The 21,649-nt window shown below is 61.5% G+C and carries 16 protein-coding genes; 7 read left to right on the forward strand and 9 right to left on the reverse strand.

Features of this window, described 5'->3' with window-relative positions:
• Nucleotides 1-253 precede the first annotated feature (253 nt).
• On the forward strand, nucleotides 254-2,332 hold the full coding sequence (locus tag DKY63_RS02405; RefSeq protein WP_110962640.1) for a putative bifunctional diguanylate cyclase/phosphodiesterase: 2,079 nt from the start codon (nucleotides 254-256) through the stop codon (nucleotides 2,330-2,332).
• A 221-nt stretch (nucleotides 2,333-2,553) separates the two neighbouring features.
• Nucleotides 2,554-3,300, forward strand: coding sequence for an SDR family oxidoreductase (locus DKY63_RS02410; protein ID WP_110962641.1), 747 nt, complete (start codon nucleotides 2,554-2,556; stop codon nucleotides 3,298-3,300).
• Nucleotides 3,301-3,423: 123 nt separating this feature from the next.
• Here DKY63_RS02410 and mapR read toward each other — a convergent pair whose 3' ends face one another.
• The 3 genes from mapR to DKY63_RS02425 all read right to left on the reverse strand — a co-directional run bounded on the left by mapR (nucleotide 3,424) and on the right by DKY63_RS02425 (nucleotide 6,830).
• Nucleotides 3,424-4,833, reverse strand: coding sequence for a GntR family transcriptional regulator MpaR (mapR, locus tag DKY63_RS02415; protein WP_110962642.1), 1,410 nt, complete (start codon nucleotides 4,831-4,833; stop codon nucleotides 3,424-3,426).
• A gap of 137 nt (nucleotides 4,834-4,970) precedes the next feature.
• Nucleotides 4,971-6,401 (reverse strand): cytochrome c oxidase accessory protein CcoG, encoded by a 1,431-nt coding sequence (ccoG, locus tag DKY63_RS02420; protein ID WP_110962643.1) that lies wholly within the window; start codon nucleotides 6,399-6,401, stop codon nucleotides 4,971-4,973.
• Nucleotides 6,402-6,596: 195 nt separating this feature from the next.
• On the reverse strand, nucleotides 6,597-6,830 hold the full coding sequence (locus DKY63_RS02425; protein WP_110962644.1) for a DUF3203 family protein: 234 nt from the start codon (nucleotides 6,828-6,830) through the stop codon (nucleotides 6,597-6,599).
• Nucleotides 6,831-6,950: 120 nt separating this feature from the next.
• Here DKY63_RS02425 and DKY63_RS02430 point away from each other — a divergent pair, with 120 nt between their 5' ends.
• Nucleotides 6,951-7,454: an MgtC/SapB family protein gene (locus DKY63_RS02430; protein ID WP_110962645.1), complete on the forward strand. Its 504-nt coding sequence runs from the start codon at nucleotides 6,951-6,953 to the stop codon at nucleotides 7,452-7,454.
• A gap of 124 nt (nucleotides 7,455-7,578) precedes the next feature.
• Here the strand turns inward: DKY63_RS02430 and DKY63_RS32305 are convergent, their stop codons facing one another.
• Entirely contained in the window at nucleotides 7,579-7,743 is a 165-nt protein-coding gene (locus DKY63_RS32305) for a hypothetical protein (RefSeq protein ID WP_204354288.1), read from the reverse strand.
• Between the two features lie 205 nt (nucleotides 7,744-7,948).
• Between DKY63_RS32305 and DKY63_RS02435 the strand changes: the two genes are divergently transcribed.
• The 4 genes from DKY63_RS02435 (at nucleotide 7,949) to DKY63_RS02455 (ending at nucleotide 16,680) form a co-directional block, all read left to right on the forward strand.
• Nucleotides 7,949-9,943, forward strand: coding sequence for an alpha-1,4-glucan--maltose-1-phosphate maltosyltransferase (locus DKY63_RS02435; protein WP_110962646.1), 1,995 nt, complete (start codon nucleotides 7,949-7,951; stop codon nucleotides 9,941-9,943).
• 140 nt (nucleotides 9,944-10,083) lie between these two features.
• Nucleotides 10,084-13,425: a maltose alpha-D-glucosyltransferase gene (gene treS / locus DKY63_RS02445; RefSeq protein ID WP_110962648.1), complete on the forward strand. Its 3,342-nt coding sequence runs from the start codon at nucleotides 10,084-10,086 to the stop codon at nucleotides 13,423-13,425.
• Nucleotides 13,426-13,427: 2 nt separating this feature from the next.
• On the forward strand, nucleotides 13,428-15,662 hold the full coding sequence (glgB, locus tag DKY63_RS02450; RefSeq protein WP_110962649.1) for a 1,4-alpha-glucan branching protein GlgB: 2,235 nt from the start codon (nucleotides 13,428-13,430) through the stop codon (nucleotides 15,660-15,662).
• Between the two features lie 142 nt (nucleotides 15,663-15,804).
• The gene (locus DKY63_RS02455; RefSeq protein WP_110962650.1) at nucleotides 15,805-16,680 is read left to right on the forward strand and encodes an NAD(P)-dependent oxidoreductase; all 876 of its coding nucleotides are present in this window, start codon (nucleotides 15,805-15,807) and stop codon (nucleotides 16,678-16,680) included.
• A 182-nt stretch (nucleotides 16,681-16,862) separates the two neighbouring features.
• Here the strand turns inward: DKY63_RS02455 and DKY63_RS02460 are convergent, their stop codons facing one another.
• From DKY63_RS02460 to DKY63_RS32070, 5 genes are all read right to left on the reverse strand, one after another.
• Nucleotides 16,863-18,014 (reverse strand): acyl-CoA dehydrogenase family protein, encoded by a 1,152-nt coding sequence (locus DKY63_RS02460; RefSeq protein ID WP_110962651.1) that lies wholly within the window; start codon nucleotides 18,012-18,014, stop codon nucleotides 16,863-16,865.
• A 3-nt stretch (nucleotides 18,015-18,017) separates the two neighbouring features.
• Nucleotides 18,018-19,124, reverse strand: coding sequence for an enoyl-CoA hydratase/isomerase family protein (locus tag DKY63_RS02465; protein ID WP_110962652.1), 1,107 nt, complete (start codon nucleotides 19,122-19,124; stop codon nucleotides 18,018-18,020).
• A gap of 237 nt (nucleotides 19,125-19,361) precedes the next feature.
• Nucleotides 19,362-20,072 (reverse strand): HPP family protein, encoded by a 711-nt coding sequence (locus tag DKY63_RS02470; RefSeq protein ID WP_110962653.1) that lies wholly within the window; start codon nucleotides 20,070-20,072, stop codon nucleotides 19,362-19,364.
• A 161-nt stretch (nucleotides 20,073-20,233) separates the two neighbouring features.
• Nucleotides 20,234-21,412 carry an MFS transporter gene (locus DKY63_RS02475; RefSeq protein ID WP_110962654.1) on the reverse strand — a complete coding sequence of 393 codons (1,179 nt, stop codon included), beginning with the start codon at nucleotides 21,410-21,412 and terminating at the stop codon, nucleotides 20,234-20,236.
• Between the two features lie 56 nt (nucleotides 21,413-21,468).
• Entirely contained in the window at nucleotides 21,469-21,633 is a 165-nt protein-coding gene (locus DKY63_RS32070) for a hypothetical protein (RefSeq protein ID WP_162634804.1), read from the reverse strand.
• Nucleotides 21,634-21,649: the final 16 nt, after the last annotated feature.

Here is a 21,649-nt window from a genome sequence, read left to right on the forward strand (position 1 = left end):
GAGCGAGCCTGCTCGCGATGGTCGTTAACGATAACGCGGGTTGTCTGAATGCCCGTGGTGCCTGGGCATCCATCGCGAGCAGGCTCGCTCCTACAGGTGCCTGCGATGGGCTTTAGCGGGTCAAACAAGCGTTTCATCGGACTGATGGCGAAATGATTACTTTTTCAGTGCGTTCAATCGCGGAATCAGTACAATCGCTGAATTTGCGCCCCTGAGAACGGAAGCAATACGGGGGTGAATTCGAGACTTGTCCATGCTCATCGGTAGTTATTCCCCCACGCTGGTCGTCATTTCGCTTTGTGTAGCGATTCTCGCCTCATACACCGCTTTGGACCTGACAGGGCGCATCGCCACTGCCAAGGGCCGGGCCGTGCATTTGTGGACAGCGGGCGGTGCTTGCGCCATGGGCATCGGCGTCTGGTCGATGCACTTCATCGGCATGCTCGCGTTCAAGCTGCCGATCGACCTGGGCTACGACCTGGGCATCACCGTGCTGTCGCTGTTGATCAGCATCCTGTCCTGCGGTTTCGCCCTGTGGCTGGTCAGTCAGCCGCAATTGCCGGCCTGGCAACTGGGGTTCGGCGCGCTGGCGATGGGCGCGGGGATCAGCGCCATGCATTACACCGGCATGGCGGCCATGCGCATGCAGCCGGGTATCGATTACGACCCGACCCTGTTCGGCGCATCACTGTTGATTGCGGTCGGAGCTTCGGGTGCGGCGTTGTGGATCGCCTTCCGCCTGCGCGGTAAAGGCCCTTATGTGCGCCTGATTCGCTGTGGGGCGGCGGTGATCATGGGCATCGCGATTGTCGGCATGCACTTCACAGGCATGGCCGCCGCACAGTTTGCCGACGGCAGTTTATGCGGCGCGGCGGCTTCCGGTTTGAATGGCGGTCTGGATAATCTGGTGCTGATCACCACACTGGCGGTGCTGAGCATCGCCTTGCTGACCTCGATCCTCGATGCTCGTCTGGAGGAACGTACCGCCAGCCTTGCCCATTCGCTGACCGAGGCCAACCGCGAACTGACCCAACTGGCCCTGCACGACACCCTCACCGGTCTGCCGAACCGGGTGCTGCTGGCCGACCGCATCGACCAGGCGATGTCCCGGGTGGACGGCGAGGGCGGCTGTTTTGCGCTGATGTTCATCGATCTGGACGGTTTCAAGCCGGTCAACGATGCATTCGGCCATCACATGGGTGACCTGTTGTTGCGTGAAGTCAGCCTGCGCTTGCGCGAGGACTTGCGCAGCCAGGACACCCTGGCACGTATTGGCGGCGATGAATTCGTGCTGCTGGTGCAACTGGGCGAGCAGAACGATGCGATGAACCTCGCCGGCCGACAGGTCGCCCTGATCTCGCGATCGTTCCGGGTCGCCGAACATGACTTGCAGATTTCCGCCAGCGTCGGCATCGCGCTTTATCCTGGCAACGGCCAGAGCGCCCATGAATTGCTGATGAACGCCGACGCGGCGATGTATCACGCCAAGAATGCCGGCAAGAACGGCTACCGCTTCTTCGATGCCTCGATGAACGGCAACGCACGCAAGCAATTGCAACTGCTGCAGGACCTGCGTGCCGCCGTCGAAGAGGAGCAGTTCAGCCTGCATTACCAGCCCAAGTTCGATGCCGGCAACGGCCGCCCGGTCGGCGCCGAGGCGTTGCTGCGCTGGGAGCATCCGACCCAAGGCATGATGTTGCCGGACAAGTTCATCGAACTGGCGGAAAAGACCGGGCTGATCATTCCGATTGGCGACTGGGTGCTCAACGAAGCCTGCCGGCAGATGCGTGAATGGTACGTGTTGGGCTACACCGACTGGCGCATTGCGGTGAACCTGTCGGCCTTGCAGTTCTGCCACACGGGCCTGGTGCAGAGTGTCGCCAAGGCGTTGGCCACGCACCACTTGCCAGCCAATAACCTGACCCTGGAAATCACCGAAACCACCGCCATGAGCGACGCCGATGCGAGCATGACGGTGTTGCAGGAACTGTCGGAAATGGGCGTGGACCTGTCCATCGATGACTTCGGCACCGGCTATTCCAGCCTGATGTACCTCAAGCGCCTGCCGGCCAACGAGCTGAAAATCGACCGTGGCTTCGTGCGTGATCTGGAGCGTGACAGCGATGACGCGGCCATCGTCTCGGCGATTGTCGCCCTGGGTCAGGCATTGGGCCTGCGAATCGTCGCCGAGGGTGTGGAAACCGGGGTGCAGCAGGACTTCCTGACACAGCTCGGTTGTGATTCCTTGCAGGGCTACTTGCTCGGGCATCCGTTGCCGGCGGAGCGGTTCATGGTGGAAATCCATCGTTCGGAACAGTTGGCGCTGGCCTGACCGCCTCCACATTCCGCACTGTAGGAGCGAGCACGCTCGCGATGGTCGATAACGATAAAGCGGGCTGTCTGGATGCCCGCGGTGTCTGAGCCTGCATCGCGAGCAGGCTCGCTCCTACAGGGATGGCGTCGGCATAAACACCACCCGGTTCATGCAAAAACCAAAAACCCCGGTTATTCTTGGCCCCGACCGCTTACGCTTTGAAACGGGGAAAAGCTTGCATGGATAAAGTCATCGTGATCACTGGCGGCAGTCGCGGCATTGGCGCCGCCACAGCCCTGTTGGCGGCCGAACAAGGCTACCGGATCTGCATCAATTACCAGGCCGACGAAGAAGCCGCGCAAAAAGTACTTGAGCAAGTCCGTGCCCTGGGTGCGCAAGCCATCGCGGTGCGCGCCGATGTCAGCATCGAAGACGAAGTGATTGCCCTATTCAACCGGGTGGACGCCGAGCTGGGTCGAGTCACCGCACTGGTCAATAACGCCGGCACCGTGGGCCACAAGTCCCGGGTCGATGAAATGTCTGAGTTCCGCATCCTCAGAATCCTCAAGACCAATGTGCTGGCGCCGGTACTGTGCGCCAAGCATGCAATCCTGCGCATGTCGCCCAAGCACGGCGGGCAAGGTGGCAGCATCGTCAACGTGTCTTCGGTCGCCGCGCGCCTGGGTTCGCCCAATGAGTACGTCGACTACGCGGCGTCAAAAGGCGCGCTCGACACCTTCACCATCGGCCTGTCCAAGGAAGTGGCGGGCGAGGGGATTCGCGTCAATGCGGTGCGACCGGGCTACATCTACACCGATTTCCATGCCTTGAGCGGTGATCCGGATCGGGTCAGCAAGCTGGAGTCGGCAATCCCCATGGCCCGTGGCGGGCGCCCGGATGAAGTGGCGGAAGCGATTGTGTGGTTGTTGTCGGACAAGGCCTCGTATGCGACGGGGACTTTTGTCGATCTCGGGGGTGGACGTTAGTTCCTGAGATTTGCATCGCCAGTAATGGCCTCTTCGCGAGCAGGCTCGCTCCCACAGTTGACTGGGTACCTCTGTGGGAGCGAGCCTGCTCGCGAATGCGGTAGTCCAATCAACATCAAATCATCAGAACGACCGCACAATTCGCCCCAACGTCTCCATGGCCTTTTCCGCCGCGTCATTCCATGGGCTGCCATAGTTCAAACGGATGCAATTCCTGAAGCGCTGGGCCGGCGAAAAAATCGGCCCCGGCGCAATGCTGATGCCCTGGGCCAGCGCCATCTGGAACAACTTCAACGAATCCATCTGCGCCGGTAGTTCCAGCCACAGGAAGTAGCCGCCAGCCGGTTGGCTGACTCGGGTCTCTGCCGGGAAATAACGGGCAATGGCGGCCAGCATCGCGCTCTGCTGCTCCTCCAGGGCGTAACGCAATTTGCGCAGATGCCGGTCGTAGCCGCCATGTTGCAGGTAGTCGGCGATGGCGGCCTGGGCCGGCATGGATGCGCAGAGCGAAGTCATCAGTTTCAGGCGCTCGATTTTCTGCGCATAGCGCCCGGCGGCCACCCAGCCGACGCGATAGCCAGGGGCGAGGCTCTTGGCGAAGGAACCGCAATGCATCACCAGCCCTTCGGTATCGAACGCCTTGGCCGGCTTGGGTGCCTGTTGTCCGTAATACAGCTCGGCGTAGACGTCATCCTCGATCAGCGGCACCTGATGCTCACGCAACAGTTCGACAAGCTCCTGCTTCTTGGCCTCGGGCATGGTCGAGCCCATGGGGTTCTGGAAGCTGGTCATGCACCAGCAGGCCTTGATCGGGTGGCGCTCCAGGGTTTGCGCCAGCACCCCGAGGTCGATGCCGTCGCGCGGGTGAACCGGGATTTCCACGGCCTTGAGTTTCAGCCGCTCGAGAATTTGCAGGCAGGCGTAGAACGCCGGGGCTTCGATGGCCACCAGGTCGCCGGGTTGGGTCACGGCTTGCAGGCACAGGTTCAGCGCTTCCAGGGCGCCGTTGGTGATCAGCAGTTCCTCCATCGGCAGCATCAGCCCACCGACCATGTAGCGCAGGGCAATTTGCCGCCGCAGTTGCGGGTTGCCCGGAGACATGTCGGTCACCACCATGCGTGGGTCCATCTCGCGACTGGCGCTGGCCAGCGAGCGCGACAGGCGTTGCAGGGGAAACAGCGTCGGGCTGGGGAAGGCCGAGCCGAAAGGCACGGTGTTCGGGTCCTTGATCGAGTCGAGTACCGAGAACACCAGTTCGCTGACGTCGACTTCGGTGGATTCGTTGACCTGACTGCTGATCACCGGCTCGGAAAACGGCCTTGGCGCGTGGGCGTTGACGAAATAGCCGGAGCGCGGCCGGGCGCGGATCAGGCCGCGGCGTTCGAGCAGGTAATAGGCCTGGAACACCGTGGACGGGCTGACCCCGTATGTCTGGCTGGCATAGCGCACCGACGGTACCCGCTGGCCGGGGCCGAGGACGCCGGAGCGGATCAGTTCAGCGATGTCGTCGGCGAATTTTTCGTAGCGTTTCATCGAGTGCCCAAGTTGTATTTATTCAGGAGGAACCAGGTGGCTTCATCGCGGGCAAGCCTTGCTCCTACAGACACCTCCGTACTGTAGGAGCAAGGCTTGCCCGCGATTGAGCGCGAAGCGCTCGCCATCTTAATGGCTCAACGATTCATCGGCGCAACAAACCGGCTCTTGGCCACGCTGTTGACCCCCGGATCATCGCTGTCGACGACCTTGAACGCGATGCCCTGGGAACTGCTGCGCGCCCGTTCCGTGGTCATCGCCACCGACACCGGCACATCGACGATCTCCCCGGGCGCCAGGCTCAGGTCGGTCTTGCCCTGCAACTGGAAACCGTCGCCGTCCACCAGGCTCAGGCGGTAATCCTGGCGCTGCTGGGTCTTGTTGATGACCTTGAGGCTGTAGATGTTCTCGATCTGCCCCAGGCTGTTCTCGCGGAACAGGCCCCGGTCCTTGCTGACGTCCAGTGACACCATCGGCCGCTCGATCAACGCCACCACCAGCGCTGCGATCATCACCAGCAATACGGCGGTGTAGCCGACCAGCCGGGGCCGCAACAGACGCGTCTTGCCGCCCAGCAACTGACGTTCCGAGGTATAGCTGATCAAGCCGCGTTCGTAGCCCATCTTGTCCATGATCGAATCACAGGCGTCGATGCACGCCGCGCAGCCGATGCATTCCATCTGCAAGCCGTCGCGGATATCGATGCCGGTGGGGCAGACCTGCACGCAGACCTGGCAATCGATGCAATCGCCCAGTCCGATCTCGGCCGGCTTGACCTCGCGCTTGCGCGGTCCACGGTTTTCGCCGCGCGCCGCGTCGTAGGAAATGGTCAGAGTGTCCTTGTCGAACATCACGCTCTGGAAGCGTGCATAGGGGCACATGTGCATGCACACCGCTTCGCGCAGCCAGCCGGCATTGATGTAGGTGGCACCGGTGAAAAACAGCACCCAGAACAGGCTGATGCCGCTCATTTGCAGGGTCAGCAGTTCTTCGGCCAGGGGCCGGATCGGGGTGAAGTAGCCGACGAAGGTCAGGCCGGTCAGCAGGCTGATCGCCAGCCACAGAGTGTGCTTGGCCGAGCGGCGCATCAACTTGTTCAGGCCCCAGGGCGCGGCTTGCAGCTTGATCCGTTGGTTGCGCTCGCCCTCGGTGATCTTCTCGCACCACATGAAGATCCAGGTCCAGGAACTCTGCGGGCAGGTGTAGCCGCACCAGACCCGGCCTGCGAACACGGTGATCGCGAACAGACCGAACGCGGCAATGATCAGCAGCGCCGAAAGCAGAATGAAATCCTGCGGCCAGAACGTTGCGCCAAAGATGTGGAATTTGCTCTCGGACAGGTCCCAGAGCACCGCCTGGCGACCGCCCCAGTTCAACCAGACCGTGCCGAAAAACAGCAGGAACAGAGCCCCCGCGCCACTGATGCGCAGGGAGCGGAACAGGCCGGTGAAGCTGCGGGTGTGGATCAGGTTGTCGCTGGTCTTGACCTTCATCTTCGGGCGTGAAGGTTCGTGAATCTTGACGGGTGTTTTGCTTTCTACGGTTCGGACGGGGATTAGCTCGCTCATGGTCTATCGCTCATCAGCCTCCATCAGGCATGAGCACTATGCGCGGCGATCTGTTTGCATAACAGACTCAGGTATCTGTTTAAAAACCGTATCAGATGGCTGTTTCAGTACGACCTGCGACAAGTTGAAGCACCTGATGGAGCGGGGCGCCGGCGCCTTATTCAGGCGCTGGCGAGCGAGATTGATACAGATCAGTCAAATCACCGAATCACCGCTGGTGGCCTTCAGATGCCGTCGGCCATCGACGGCGCCTGCGACGGTCAAGGCGTCGGCCTCAGCCTCCGTGATGTAGATGCGCTGGCCATTGATGTCCACCGCCGACATGGCCTTGGCGCCGTCCGTCACGATGGTCACGTCGGGGGCCAGGCGAATTTCCTCGCCAGTTTCGGTGGTAAAGAAGCAAGTCTGGTTCTCGATTCGCACGGTCATGAGGTGATCCTTTTTTCTGACGGGTTACTCGTTAGGGCCCGGCTGCCGGCCATCGTTCTGTGCAACCGATTAATGGTCGGCGCGGTCCATCCACCATGACCCCTCCAAAAGGACAGCCCCATGGACGCCTGGTGGCATGAAGTCTGGGTGACCCTGCAAGCGGAATTCGCCGACATCGGCGACGCCTCGCAGTTGACGCGGATCACCGTGCGCCTGCTGATCGCCGCGGTGCTGGGCGGGATTCTCGGGTTCGAACGCGAGCACAAGGGCAAGGCCGCCGGTGTGCGTACCCACATGCTGGTGGCCCTCGGTGCGGCGCTGTTCGTGCTGGTGCCGCAGATGTCCGGCTCACAGGCCGATGCCATGAGCCGCGTGGTGCAAGGGGTGATTGCCGGGATCGGCTTCCTCGGCGCCGGGACCATCCTGAAGAACCAGGACGGCGACGAAGGCCACGTCAAGGGCCTGACCACCGCCGCCGGGTTATGGATGACCGCCGCCATTGGCGTATCCGCCGGATTGGGCCGGGAGGCGACGGCAGTGTTCAGTACCTTCCTCGCGCTGGCGATCTTCAGCGTGATGCCCCGAATCGTAAAACTGCTCGAAAAGGACCACGATCCCCTGTAGGAGCGAGCCTGCTCGCGATGGACGCCCAGGCAACGCGGTCATTCAGAAAGGGCGCGTTATCGTTGACGTCCATCGCGAGCAGGCTCGCTCCTACATTGATTCTTCACACAGTTGCGGCACGGTGTCAGGGCGAGACAATCACTGGCGGCATGGTCGCCGGCGGTTCTTCCCTCGGCGGCGGGTTGGTGCCAGGCGGGTCTTCTTCAGGCACTGGTTGCGGATCGCTGGGCGGGATCACCGGATTGTCGATGTTCGGATCCGGGGTTTCGGCTGGAAAAGGATTATTCATTGTTCAAGCCTCCAGTGGCACATGGCGTGAGTCGTGCTTAAGTGGATTGACCACTGCGCGCTGGATTTGATTCCGGCCAATTGCCGATGAACTTTTGCCGGCAGCCGTCGCTCGGAACCTAAGTGAGTTCATTCGGCGAGGGACGACCGATGTGGATTAAACCCAGACACAAGAGCGTCCATGGGGCGTGAAGGAGTGATGCTCGATGACTGCTGAGAAACCGACGGAACTGAGCTACAACCCGCATATCCCCCTGTCTCAGGCCTTGTTGTTGCCACGTATCGTGATCGAAAGCACCATGCCGACCCTGGAGGGCGGGCAGTTTGCGGTCAAGGCGGTGGTGGGCGAGGAGGTGGTGGTCTCGGCCAAGGTGTTTGCCGACGGCCACGACAAGCTGGCGGTGCGGATCCGCTGGCGGGCCGAAGGCGAGGAGGTGTGGCACAGCGAGGTCATGGCGGATCAGGGCAACAATGGCTGGCTCGGCCGATTTCGCGTGCGCGAACAGGGCCGCCATGTGTTCTGCATCGAAGCCTGGATCGATCAGTTCGCCAGCTTTTGCTACGAACTGCAGAAAAAGCACAGTGCCGCCGTTCCCGTCAGCCTGGAGTTGCAGGAAGGCCGTCTGCAGGTGCAACAGGCCGCCGAACGGGCCGAAGGGCCACTGAGCGAGCAATTGGCGGCGTTGCACCATGAGTTGGTCGGGTTATTGGAAGCCGAGCAGGTCGCGCTTTTTTTGCACCAACGTAGCGCCCAGTTGATGGCCCAGGCCGATCACCGCGCCTTTTTGAGTCTCAGCCCCGAATACCCGGTGGATGTCGAACGCGAACTCGCGCAATTCGCCAGCTGGTATGAGTTGTTCCCCCGTTCGATCACCGACGATCCGGCGCGGCACGGCACTTTCAACGATGTGCATTCGCGGCTGGCGATGATTCAGGACATGGGATTCGATGTGCTGTACTTCCCGCCGATCCATCCGATCGGCCGCAGCTTCCGCAAGGGCCCGAACAACTCCCTGACCGCCGGGCCCGATGATCCGGGCAGCCCTTATGCCATCGGCAGCGCGGAAGGCGGGCACGAAGCGATTCACCCGCAACTGGGCAGCCGCGACGATTTTCGCCGGCTGGTGGCTGCGGCCCGCGATCACGGCCTGGAAATCGCCCTCGACTTCGCCATCCAGTGCTCCCAGGACCATCCGTGGCTCAAGCAGCATCCGGGCTGGTTCAACTGGCGGCCGGACGGCACGATCAAATACGCGGAAAACCCGCCGAAAAAATACCAGGACATCGTCAACGTCGACTTCTATGCGGTCGAGGCGATACCCAGCCTATGGGTCGAATTGCGCGATATCGTCGTCGGCTGGGTGCTGGAGGGCGTGAAGCTGTTTCGCGTCGACAACCCGCACACCAAACCATTGCCGTTCTGGCAATGGCTGATCGCCGATGTCCGGGCGCTGTATCCCGATGTGATCTTTCTCGCCGAGGCCTTCACCACGCCGGCGATGATGGCGCGCCTGGGCAAGGTCGGTTATTCCCAGAGCTACACCTATTTCACCTGGCGCAACACCAAGCAGGAACTGGCGAGCTATTTCACCGAGTTGAATGAATCGCCGCTACGTGAGTGCTACCGGCCGAATTTCTTCGTCAACACGCCGGACATCAATCCGGGGTTCCTGCATGACTCCGGTCGTCCGGGTTTTCTCATTCGCGCGGCGCTGGCGACCATGGGCTCGGGCCTGTGGGGCATGTATTCGGGCTTCGAGCTCTGCGAGTCGGCACCGGTGCCGGGCAAGGAGGAATACCTCGATTCCGAGAAATACGAGATCCGCCCACGGGATTTCACGGCGCCGGGCAACATCATTGCCGAGATCGCCCAGCTCAACCGCATTCGTCGGCAAAACCCGGCGCTGCACACGCACCTGGGTTTGAAAATCTACAACTGCTGGAACGACAACATCCTGTACTTCGGCAAGCGCACAGCCGACGGCAGCAATTTCATTCTGGTGGCGGTGAGCCTCGACCCGCATCACCCGCAGGAGGCGAATTTCGAACTGCCGCTGTGGGAAATGGGCCTGCCCGATGATGCCAGCACCCAAGGCGAAGACCTGATGAACGGCCATCGCTGGACCTGGCACGGCAAGTACCAGTTCATGCGCATTGACCCTGCGTATCAGCCGTTCGGGATCTGGCGGATTACCGCCTGACCGCAGTTCCCCTGTGGGAGCGAGCCTGCTCGCGATGGCGGCAGGACAGTCAGCATCACCGGTGACTGACACTCCCTTTTCGCGAGCAGGCTCGCTCCCACAGGGAGCAGTGGCATCATCGAATTCAACAGGAGTTTCACATGGCGAAGAAACCCAAGGCAGCCACGTTCATCAAGGACCCGCTCTGGTACAAGGACGCGGTGATCTATCAAGTTCACGTCAAATCCTATTTCGACTCCAATAACGACGGTATTGGCGACTTTCCAGGCCTGATCGCCAAACTCGACTACATCGCCGACCTCGGCGTCAACACCATCTGGCTCCTGCCGTTCTACCCCTCGCCACGTCGCGACGATGGTTACGACATCGCCGAATATCGCGGCGTGCACAGCGACTACGGGACCATGGCCGATGCCCGGCGCTTCATTGCCGAGGCACACAAGCGCGGCTTGCGGGTGATCACCGAGCTAGTCATCAATCACACCTCCGATCAGCACCCGTGGTTTCAGCGCGCACGCAAGGCGAAGAAGGGCTCGGCGGCGCGGGATTTCTACGTGTGGTCCGATGACGATCAAAAATACGACGGCACCCGGATCATCTTTCTCGATACCGAGAAGTCCAACTGGACCTGGGACCCGGTGGCCGGCCAGTACTTCTGGCACCGCTTCTATTCCCATCAGCCGGACCTGAATTTCGACAACCCGCAGGTCATGAAAGCCGTGCTGTCGGTGATGCGCTACTGGCTCGACATGGGCATCGACGGCCTGCGCCTGGACGCGATCCCGTACCTGATCGAGCGCGACGGCACCAACAACGAAAACCTGCCGGAGACCCACGACGTCCTCAAGCAGATCCGCGCCGAGATCGACGCCAACTACCCGGACCGCATGCTGCTGGCCGAGGCCAATCAATGGCCGGAAGACACGCAGCTGTATTTCGGTGACACGGACAAAAACGGCCTCAACGGCGACGAGTGCCACATGGCCTTCCACTTCCCGCTGATGCCGCGCATGTACATGGCACTGGCCCAGGAAGATCGCTTTCCGATCACCGACATCTTGCGCCAGACCCCTGAGATCCCGGCCAACTGCCAGTGGGCGATCTTCCTGCGCAACCACGATGAATTGACCCTGGAGATGGTCACCGACCGCGAGCGCGACTACCTGTGGAATTACTACGCCGCCGACCGTCGAGCACGGATCAACCTGGGCATTCGCCGGCGTCTGGCGCCGTTGATGGAGCGTGACCGGCGCCGAGTGGAGTTGCTCAACAGCCTGTTGCTGTCGATGCCCGGCACGCCGACCCTGTACTACGGCGATGAAATCGGCATGGGCGACAACATCTATCTGGGCGACCGCGACGGCGTGCGCACCCCCATGCAATGGTCGATCGACCGCAACGGCGGCTTCTCCCGCGCCGACCCGGCCAGCCTGGTGCTGCCGCCGATCATGGACCCGCAATACGGCTACCTGTCGGTCAACGTCGAGACCCAGGCCGGCGACCCGCATTCGCTGCTCAACTGGACGCGGCGCATGCTCGCGGTGCGCAAGCAATCCAAGGCGTTCGGCCGTGGCACCCTGAAAATGCTCTCGCCGAGCAACCGCCGGGTGCTGGCCTATACCCGAGAATTCACCGGTGCCGATGGCAAACACGAAATCATTCTCTGCGTGGCCAACGTTTCACGCAGTGCGCAGGCAGTGGAGCTGGACCTGTCGGCCTACGTCGGCATGGTGCCGGTGGAGATGCTCGGCGGTAATGCGTTCCCGCCGATCGGCCAACTGAGTTTTCTCCTGACCCTGGCGCCTTACGGCTTCTATTGGTTCGGCCTGGCGGCGGAGAACCAGATGCCGAGCTGGCACGTGGAACCGGCGCAGAGCCTGCCGGACTTCACCACGCTGGTGCTGAAAAAACGCATGGAAGAATTGCTGGAAGCGCCGGCACGCACCACATTGGAGCGGGACATCCTGCCCAGCTGGCTGCAGAACCGCCGCTGGTTCGCCGGCAAGGATGCGGCCATCGAGCAGGTCAACCTGGCCTATGGCGTGCGCTTTGGCGATGCCCAGCATCCGGTGCTGCTGAGCGAAATCGAAGTCACCAGTGCCGGCCAGACCAGCCGCTATCAACTGCCATTCGGCTTCATTGCCGAAGATCAGGTCGGCGCCGCCTTGCCGCAACAACTGGCGCTGTCGCGGGTGCGCCGGGGGCCGCAAGTGGGTTTGATCACCGACGCGTTCAGCCTCGAAAGCTACATCCGCGCCGTACTGCAGAGCATTCAGGACAACACCGTGCTGGCTACTGACGGCGGCGAGATCCGTTTCGAACCGACCGTTGAACTGGCCAAACTTGGCCTGAGCGCCGAGTCTGAAGTGCGCTACCTGTCCGCCGAGCAATCCAACAGCTCGGTGGTGGTCGGCAACAGCCTGGTGCTCAAGCTGATCCGCAAGGTGGCGTCGGGTGTCCACCCGGAACTGGAAATGAGCGCGTACCTCACCAGCGCCGGCTTCCACCACATTTCGCCTTTGCTCGGTTCCGTGGTGCGCCGCGATGCCAAGGGCGAAGACAATCTGCTGATGATCGCCCAGGGCTACCTGAGCAATCAGGGCGATGCCTGGGAGTGGACGCAGAACAACCTCGAACGGGCGCTGCGCGATGAGCTGGCGGATGCCATGTCCGAGCAGGAACAGCATTACAACGCGCTCGGCGAATTGAAAGATTTTGCCGGCATGCTGGGGCAGCGCCTGGGGGAAATGCATCAGGTGCTGGCGGCGCCGAGCAACAACGCGGATTTCGACCCCGAGGTCACCACGCAGAAGGATGCGCTGGCTTCGGCCAGGGATGTCGCCGCGCAAGTCGAGCATGCGTTGAGCCTGCTCAAGCAGCATCAAGACGAACTGAACCCGACGGACAAAGCCCTGGTCAGCCATTTACTGGACAACAAAAAAGTCATCCTCAACCACGTACAGGCGCTGGGCAAACAGACGGCGGGCGGCTTGCGCATTCGCGTGCACGGCGATCTGCACCTGGGCCAGGTGCTGGTGATCAAGGGCGATGCCTACCTGATCGACTTCGAAGGTGAACCGGCACGACCGCTGCATGAACGTCGGGGCAAGCACAGCCCGTACAAGGATGTCAGCGGCGTGCTGCGTTCCTTCGATTATGCGGCGGCGATGACCATCAACGTACACAACGTCGACAACACCGATGAAGCACAGGCGGCCCGGCAACGGGTGGCCGAGCGTTACCTGAGGGAAGCAAAAGAGGCTTTTGTCGACGCTTATCGGCTGGCGGCAGCTACGCTTGGCCATGCGTGGCAAGATCCGGAAGGCGAGGACGCCGCGCTGGCGTTGTTCGGTCTGGAGAAGGCGGCATACGAAGTGGCCTACGAGGCGGAAAATCGCCCCACCTGGCTGCCTGTGCCGTTGCACGGTTTATATGGATTATTGAGTGGGCTGAAACCCTTTTCCGATCTTGGTGGAGAGTAGTCATGAGTTTCTCGAACAAGGAACAGGGTCAACATCACAGTGAAGCCCTGCTGCCCAGGGCGCCGGATATCGATGCACTGGTGCGCGCGGAACACCACGACCCTTTTTCAATTCTCGGTCCACACGGCGACGGGGCCGGCGGGCAATACATCCGGGCGTATCTGCCGGACGCGTTAAGCGTGCGGGTGCTGGCCAGGGACTCCCAGGAGGTACTGGGCGATTTGCAAAGCACGCAGACCCCGGGATTGTTCGTCGGGCATTTCGAGCGTGCGCAACCCTATCTTCTGCGGACTCGCTGGGCCGGTGGCGAGCAGGTCACGGAAGATCCCTACAGCTTTGGCCCGCTGCTCGGCGAAATGGACCTGTACCTGTTCGCCGAAGGCAATCACCGGGACTTGAGCAGTGCCCTGGGGGCGCAGCTGAAAACCGTCGACGGCGTCGATGGCGTGCGCTTCGCCGTGTGGGCGCCGAATGCCCGTCGGGTGTCAGTGGTCGGTGATTTCAACAATTGGGACGGGCGTCGCCATCCCATGCGCGTGCGTTACCCGACCGGTGTCTGGGAAGTGTTCATCCCGCGCCTGCAAGCGGGTGAAGCGTATAAATACGAAATCCTCGGCAAGGAAGGCATTTTGCCGCTGAAGGCCGACCCCATGGCGCTGGCCACCAGCCTGCCGCCGGACACGGCGTCGAAAGTGGCGTCACCGTTGAAGGTCGATTGGCAGGATCAGGACTGGATGCAGTCCCGAGGCGAGCGCCAGCATCACACTGCGCCGCTGTCGATTTACGAGTTGCACGCCGGCTCCTGGCAATGCGAGCTGGATGATCTGGGTGAGGTGTCGCGCCAATACACATGGCCGGAACTGGCCGAGCGCTTGATTCCCTACGTCAAGGAACTGGGCTTCACCCATATCGAATTGATGCCGATCATGGAGCACCCGTTTGGTGGTTCGTGGGGTTATCAGTTGCTATCGCAGTTCGCCACCAGCGCCCGCTACGGCAGCGGCGATGAATTCGCCGCCTTCGTCAACGCCTGCCACCAGGCTGAAATCGGCGTGATCCTTGATTGGGTGCCGGCGCATTTCCCCACCGATACCCACGGCCTGGCCAATTTCGACGGCACCGCGCTGTACGAATATGGCAATCCGCTGGAAGGCTTCCATCAGGACTGGGACACGCTGATCTACAACCTGGGGCGCACCGAGGTCCACGGCTACATGCTGGCGTCGGCGCTGCACTGGTTGAAGCATTTCCACGTCGACGGCTTGCGGGTCGATGCGGTGGCGTCGATGTTGTACCGCGACTACTCGCGCAAGGCCGGCGAATGGGTGCCCAACCGCCACGGCGGCCGGGAGAACCTGGAGGCCATCGATTTCCTGCGGCATCTGAACGACGTGGTGGCGCTGGAAGCACCGGGCGCCCTGGTGATCGCCGAGGAATCCACCGCCTGGCCGGGGGTCAGCCAGAGTACGCAACAGGGCGGCCTGGGTTTCGCCTACAAATGGAACATGGGCTGGATGCACGATTCGCTGCATTACATCCAGCAGGATCCGGTGTACCGCGCCCATCACCACAACGAGCTGAGTTTCGGACTCGTGTATGCGTGGTCCGAGCGCTTCATCCTGCCGATCTCCCATGACGAAGTGGTCCACGGCAAGCATTCGCTGATCGACAAGATGCCGGGCGATCGCTGGCAGAAATTCGCCAACCTGCGGGCCTACCTGAGTTTCATGTGGACCCATCCGGGCAAGAAGCTGCTGTTCATGGGCTGCGAGTTCGGCCAGTGGCGCGAGTGGAATCACGACCAGCAACTGGACTGGTACTTGTTGCAGTACTCGGAACACAAGGGCGTGCAGAAACTGGTGAGTGACCTTAACCGTCTGTATCGCGATGAACCGGCGCTGCATGAGCAGGACGATGTGCCACAAGGCTTCCAGTGGCTGATCGGTGACGATGCGATCAACAGCGTCTATGCCTGGCTGCGCTGGAGCAAGGAGGGCAAGCCGGTGCTGGTGGTGGCCAACTTCACCCCGGTGCCGCGTGAGGCCTATCGCGTCGGCGTGCCGTTCGCCGGGCGTTGGAAAGAGCTGTTCAACAGCGATTCGGCGACCTATGCCGGCTCCAACTATGGCAACAGCGGCGGGGCGGATGCCGAAGCGTCGCCGAGTCATGGCCAGGCCTTGTCGCTGGTGCTGAACCTGCCGCCGCTGGCGGTGTTGATGTTGAGCCCGGAGGGCTGATCCGGCACCGTGTGATTTTCATCGCGAGCAGGCTCGCTCCCACAATGAATCTCATGAGCACCGGAGATCCACTGTGGGAGCGAGCCTGCTCGCGATTACGGTGGATCAACCGAAGGAGTATTGAGATTTGCGGAGGATCGTCATGCGCATAGGGTTTATCGGGCTGGGTTCCATGGGCAAGGGCATGGCCGCCAATCTCCTCAAGGCCGGGCATCAGGTGCGGGTGTGGAACCGCAGTCCGGCCGCGGTCGAGGCGCTGGTGAAGCAGGGCGCCGTTGCCGCGAGCCATCCTCGCGAGGCGTTCGATGCCGACGTGGTGATCAGCATGCTCGCCGACGACGCCGTGAGCCGCAGCATTCTCATCGACAGCGGCGCCCTGGCGTCGAGCCAGCCGGGATTGATTCACCTGAGCATGGCGACGCTGTCGGTGGCCTTTGTTCGTGAAATGGCGCAACTGCACGCCAGCGCCGGGGTGGAGTTGATTGCCGCGCCGGTGTTCGGGCGCAATGACCTGGCTGAATCCGGCATGCTCAACATCGCTGTCGCCGGACCGCAAGCGGCCATTGCCAGGGTGCAACCGTTGCTTGACGTGCTGGGACAGAAAACCTGGCCGATGGGCGAAGATCCGGTCAATGCGAGCATCCTGAAAATCGCCACCAACATGATGCTGATCAGCGCCATCGAAGCCACGGGCGAAGCGATGGCGTTGACCCAAAGTTATGGCGTGGCCAACAGCGATTTTGTCGATTTCATCACCAGCACCCTGTTCGCGGCGCCGGCCTACAAGGTCTATGGGCCGAAGATCGCCCGGCGAGAAACCGAAGGGGCGGGGTTCACTTTGCGACTGGGGCTGAAGGATGTGGGATTGGCATTGAGGGCGGGCGAACCGAATCATGTGCCGCTGCCGTTTGCCAGCGTGCTGCGCGATAACCTGCTGGATGCGGTGGCGTTGGGGGAAGGAGAGAGTGATCTGGCGGCGTTGGGGGTGAGGGCGGTGAAGCGTAGCGGGCAGGATTGATTCAATCGGCGTCTGTACCGACGCCATCGCGGGCAAGCCCGCTCCCACAGTGGATCTCTGCAGCTCATGAGATTCATTGTAGGAGCGAGCCTGCTCGCGAAAAACGTCCGGGCAACGCGTTCATTCAGACGGGGCGCGTTATCGTTGACGTCCATCGCGAGCAGGCTCGCTCCTACAGGTGGTCACACCAAGTAGTTTTTCAGTTCTCGGGCGATCACCATCCGCTGTATCTCGCTCGACCCTTCATAGATCTGGGTGATCCGCGCATCCCGGTAGTACTTCTCGACCGGATAATCTTCCAGATATCCGTAGCCGCCATGAATCTGAATTGCTGACGAGCAGACCTTTTCCGCCATTTCCGAGGCAAACAGCTTGGCCTGGGACGCTTCCGAGAGGCAGGGTTTGCCGGCGCTGCGCAGGCGCGCGGCGTGGAGGATCATCAGCCGTGCGGCGTTGATCTGCATGTGCATGTCCGCCAGCAGGTTGGCGATGCTCTGGTGTTCGATGATCGGCTTGGCGAACTGCACGCGGTCGCGGGAGTAGGCCAGTGCCGCTTCGAACGCCGCGCGGGCAATGCCCAGTGCCTGGGCGGCAATGCCGATACGACCGCCTTCGAGGTTGGACAAAGCGATGGCCAGGCCCTTGCCGCGCTCACCCAGCAGATTGGCTTCAGGGATGGTGCAGTTGTTCAGGGTGACGGCGCAGGTGTCCGAGGCGCGGATGCCCATTTTGTGCTCGGTGCGGTCGACGATGAAGCCTTGGGTGTCGGTGGGCACCAGGAACGCCGAGATGCCGCGCTTGCCCAGGTCCGGGTCGGTCACTGCAAACACGATGGCCAGTTTCGCCCGTTTGCCGTTGCTGACGAATTGCTTGGCGCCGTTGATCACCCATTGGCCGTCACGCAGTTCGGCGCGGGTGCGCAGGTTGTGCGCTTCGGAACCGGCCTGGGGTTCGGTCAGGCAGAAGCAGCCAATGGTCTGGCCACTGGCCAGGTCCGCCAGCCAGGTCTGTTTCTGTTCTTCGCTGCCGTAGTTGAGCACCGGGCCGCAGCCCACGGAGTTGTGGATGCTCATGAACGCGCCGGTGGCTCCGTCGCCGGCGGAAATCTCTTCCACCGCCAGGGCATAGGCGACGTAGTCGACATAGGTGCCGCCCCATTCCTCGGGGACCACCATGCCCAACAGACCCAGCTCACCCATCTTTGCCACCAGGGCGTCGTCGATCCAGCCGGCTTTTTCCCAGGCCTGGGCGTGGGGCGCTATCTCGCCACGGGCGAAATCCCGGGCCATGTCGCGGATCATGATTTGTTCTTCGCTCAGTTCGATGTCGTGCATGGCTCAGTTCCCGCTCTGGTCAAACCCGCTGAAGAAACTCGCCACTTGTGCGGCGTCCAGCGCCTGCAGGGTCGGCGGGTTCCAGCGCGGGTTCTTGTCTTTGTCGATCAGCAAGGCGCGCACGCCTTCGATCAGGTCGCCGCGCTCGAACCACTGGCGGTCCAGGTGCAGCTCAAGGGCGAAGCATTGCTCCAGGCTCAGTTGGCGGCCGCGACGGAGCATTTCCAGGGTGACTGCCATGGCCACGGGGGAGCGGGTGGCCAGCAGGTCGGCGGTGTTCAAGGCCCATTCATGGCTGTCGGCAACCGTCACTTCGCGCAGTTGTTCAACAATACTCGGCACATCGGGCAAGGCGAAGAAGTGGTCGATGGCCGGGCGCAGTGTCTCTAGCGGCGCATCGGGCAGTTGCTGCACGGCGAGTTTCGCCAGCACGCCCTGAAGGTCCTTGAGCGGTGTGTCGCGCCATTGCAGACGGTCGAGTTTTTCGTCGAGCGTCGCCAGCTTGCTGCTGTCCAGGTACCAGTCGGCCAGGCCGCAATACAGGGCATCAGCCGCACGGATCTGCACGCCACTGACCCCAAGATAGATCCCCAGCTCGCCCGGCACCCGCGGCAGGAAGTAACTGCCGCCGACATCCGGGAAATAACCGATACCGACTTCCGGCATCGCCAGCCGGCTACGTTCGGTGACTACCCGCAAGTCGGCACCTTGCACCAGGCCCATGCCACCGCCGAGGACGAAGCCGTCCATCAGGGCCAGTACGGGTTTGCGGTAGTGGTGAATGGCGATGTCGAGGGCGTATTCCTCGACGAAGAAATCGACGTGCAGGGTGTCGCCGCTTTTGAAGCTGTCGTGCAGCGAACGAATGTCGCCGCCGGCACAAAAGGCTTTTTCGCCGGCGCCGCGCAAGACCACGGCATGGACCTGTGGATCCTGCGCCCAGGCGTCGAGCTGGCGGTGCAGCTGGCGAACCATGTCCAATGTAAGGGCATTGAGGCCGCTGGGGCGGTTGAGGGTCAGGTGACCGATATGGTTGCGGACTTCGGCCAGCACGTCATCTTGCGGGGCATCCATGGGCCGGCCTGGCTTCGATGTAACCTGAGCAGTCATCACTAACTCCCTGCTTTTATTGTTCTTTATTCAGAAGCTCGCGCGCGAGCGTTGCAGGATCGTAACAGTGCAAATTTGTGATGTACAACGGGGATATGTGCAGGTGCTGTCTGCATTTTTGCAAATGCATTCGCTTTTGCTCTTGCTTTGTGGGAGCAAGGCTTGCCCGCGATGGCGTACTTTAAATCGCCATCGCGGGCAAGCCTTGCTCCCACAAAAGCAAAGCAGTTCGTGATGTCAGGCGCTGGTACGGCTCAGGACTTCACCAATGCTGCGCCGCTTGGCATGCAGCTCACTGGTGTGAATCAACTGCTCCAGATCTTCCGGGGTGACATCTATAAAGGCTTCCATATCGGCCAGGGCCCGCTTCAAGTCTTCGGCGGTGATCGCCTGGCTGTCGATGGGCGGGTGATCGGCAGGCACCATGGGCACCGGCTCGCTGGGGCGCTTGGGGTAGCGGATGCGCGTCAGGTTGTTATAGGCCAGGGCGCAGGCCAGCATGGCAAAGGCGCTGAGCATCACCGGTCCCAGCGCCATCCAGTCCAGGGCAATCGTTGCGGGGTCAGCCAGCACCATGGTCGCCGCGACCGCGCCGGCCGGGGGATGCAGGCAACGCAGCCAGCACATCAGAATCACCGCCATGCCCGCCGCCAGGCACGCGCTGCCCAGCGTGCGGCCCAGCACATGGGCCACCAGCAGCGCCATCACCCCGGCGCACAGGTAGCCACCGACAATCGACCAGGGTTGCGCCAGCGCTCCGGAGGACACGGCAAACAGCAGTACCGCGGAGGCGCCCAGCGGACCGATCAAATGCTGGGCCACTTCGATGCCAAACACCAGGCTGCACAGCCAGACACTGAACAGTGTGCCGAAGGCCATGCCGATGGCGGCACGGCTCCATTCCGTGGGGCGAGTATTGATAGCGGCGGGCAACCAGCGAGCGAGCATGATGAAAACCGTTCCGAAGACAAAAACCTGAGGTAAAAAAAAGGCTTGCCGGGAATACCCAGAAAGCCCTTGAAGGTGTTCCAACTATTGGGGGAGGAACGACGATAGTTTGCCCAGATCAAGCGTTACTGACAAATTCATATTAATGAAGCTTCAGTTCATTAATTCTGATGTAAGGCCACGCGTCGTCCACTCATGTAGCACAAGGCGCCACCCAGCGCCGCGAGTACGCTCAAGGCGTAGAACATCGTCGGCGCCGGTGTGTGCATCAACAGGAAGCCGCAAATGATCGGACTCAGGGCACCCCCGACGGCGGCCAGGTTCTGTGCGCCGTAGTAACTGCCGCGCAGCTCTTCCGGGGCCAGGGTGTCGATGAAGAGGAATTCGGCCGGGTAAATGATGATCTCCCCGAGGGTGAAGATGAACATGGCCACGCACCAGCTCAATACGCTATCGGCCAGGCTGAAGCCGATCATTCCAAGGATGAACAGGCCGGTGCCCACGGCGATCCAATAGCGCAAATGCTCACGTTTGAGGAAGCGCCCGACCTGATACTGCAGCAGGATCACGCTGATCGCGTTGCAGGCGAGCAGGGCGGCCATGACTTTCAGGGTGTTCTGGTCGTCGCTGGTGACCAGCAGGTACTGCGACAGGTAAAAGGTGAAGCGGCCGTGCACCACGGTAATGAGCAGGCAACCGAGGGTGAAAATGATCAGGGTGCGGTCGTTTTTCAGCGTCATCAGTGTTTTCAGGAAGCTTTGGGCCTGACCCGTTGCTGGCGTCAGTGCGGGCTCCCGGGCAATGCCGGTCATCAAAAAGATGCTGAAAAACGCGATGGCAGCGGCGATCAGGAACGGTGCGACCGGATAGATACCGGCAATCACCACGCCGAGCATCGGCCCGACGGCATAACCGATATTGGTCAGGGTGTAGGTCAGGGAAAATGCTTTGGCCCGTTGGCCCACCGGCAGGTTCTCGCTGAGGATCGCCTTGGAGCCGATAAGGAACAGCGCCGAGGCGGTTTCGGTCACCACCAGGATGGTGGTGGTCAGGTAGAGGTTTTTGGCGAATGTCAGCAGCACCAGGCCGATGGCACTGGACAGCATGGTCAGAATCAGCAGGCGGCGCTTTTCGAAGCGGTCGATGATATAGCCGCCATAGAGCGCGAGCAGGGTAGCGATGAACAGCGCGATGCCCAGCAGCAGGCCAACGTCCTGTTGGTTGAGGCCAAGCTTGTTGCTGAGAAACAACGTGAGCATCGGGCTGGTGATGGCGCGGCTGATGACGATCGTCAGCGAGCAGATTAGCAGTCTTCGGATAACGAGTGAGTAAGTGGCCACGGCGGGGAAATGTCCTTTTTCAGATAGCGATCAGCGACCTGCTTGAGGACAGTAGCTTACGGTTTAAGGTGCAACAGCACGAACTCGTTTTTATCGAACCGGCCACTCAATACAGGCGGCAACGCGCTCAGGGGCGTTCCTTGCAGGGTCTTGGATTTGTGCATGTCCATCACGAAGTTGATGGGGGCCTGTTGATAGACCCCGGCGATAAACAGCAGCATCGCCAACAGTCCGGCT

Source organism: Pseudomonas putida, from assembly GCF_003228315.1.
GTDB classification, from domain to species: domain Bacteria; phylum Pseudomonadota; class Gammaproteobacteria; order Pseudomonadales; family Pseudomonadaceae; genus Aquipseudomonas; species Aquipseudomonas putida_S.

Bases quoted from the DNA above. Each gene is read 5' to 3' on its own strand.
- DKY63_RS02405 (WP_110962640.1), top strand. From the start codon at position 254: ATGCTCATCGGTAGTTATTCCCCCACGCTGGTCGTCATTTCGCTTTGT.
- DKY63_RS02410 (WP_110962641.1), top strand. From the start codon at position 2,554: ATGGATAAAGTCATCGTGATCACTGGCGGCAGTCGCGGCATTGGCGCC.
- mapR (WP_110962642.1), bottom strand. From the start codon at position 4,833: ATGAAACGCTACGAAAAATTCGCCGACGACATCGCTGAACTGATCCGC.
- ccoG (WP_110962643.1), bottom strand. From the start codon at position 6,401: ATGAGCGAGCTAATCCCCGTCCGAACCGTAGAAAGCAAAACACCCGTC.
- DKY63_RS02425 (WP_110962644.1), bottom strand. From the start codon at position 6,830: ATGACCGTGCGAATCGAGAACCAGACTTGCTTCTTTACCACCGAAACT.
- DKY63_RS02430 (WP_110962645.1), top strand. From the start codon at position 6,951: ATGGACGCCTGGTGGCATGAAGTCTGGGTGACCCTGCAAGCGGAATTC.
- DKY63_RS32305 (WP_204354288.1), bottom strand. From the start codon at position 7,743: ATGAATAATCCTTTTCCAGCCGAAACCCCGGATCCGAACATCGACAAT.
- DKY63_RS02435 (WP_110962646.1), top strand. From the start codon at position 7,949: ATGACTGCTGAGAAACCGACGGAACTGAGCTACAACCCGCATATCCCC.
- treS (WP_110962648.1), top strand. From the start codon at position 10,084: ATGGCGAAGAAACCCAAGGCAGCCACGTTCATCAAGGACCCGCTCTGG.
- glgB (WP_110962649.1), top strand. From the start codon at position 13,428: ATGAGTTTCTCGAACAAGGAACAGGGTCAACATCACAGTGAAGCCCTG.
- DKY63_RS02455 (WP_110962650.1), top strand. From the start codon at position 15,805: ATGCGCATAGGGTTTATCGGGCTGGGTTCCATGGGCAAGGGCATGGCC.
- DKY63_RS02460 (WP_110962651.1), bottom strand. From the start codon at position 18,014: ATGCACGACATCGAACTGAGCGAAGAACAAATCATGATCCGCGACATG.
- DKY63_RS02465 (WP_110962652.1), bottom strand. From the start codon at position 19,124: ATGACTGCTCAGGTTACATCGAAGCCAGGCCGGCCCATGGATGCCCCG.
- DKY63_RS02470 (WP_110962653.1), bottom strand. From the start codon at position 20,072: ATGCTCGCTCGCTGGTTGCCCGCCGCTATCAATACTCGCCCCACGGAA.
- DKY63_RS32070 (WP_162634804.1), bottom strand. From the start codon at position 21,633: ATGCTGCTGTTTATCGCCGGGGTCTATCAACAGGCCCCCATCAACTTC.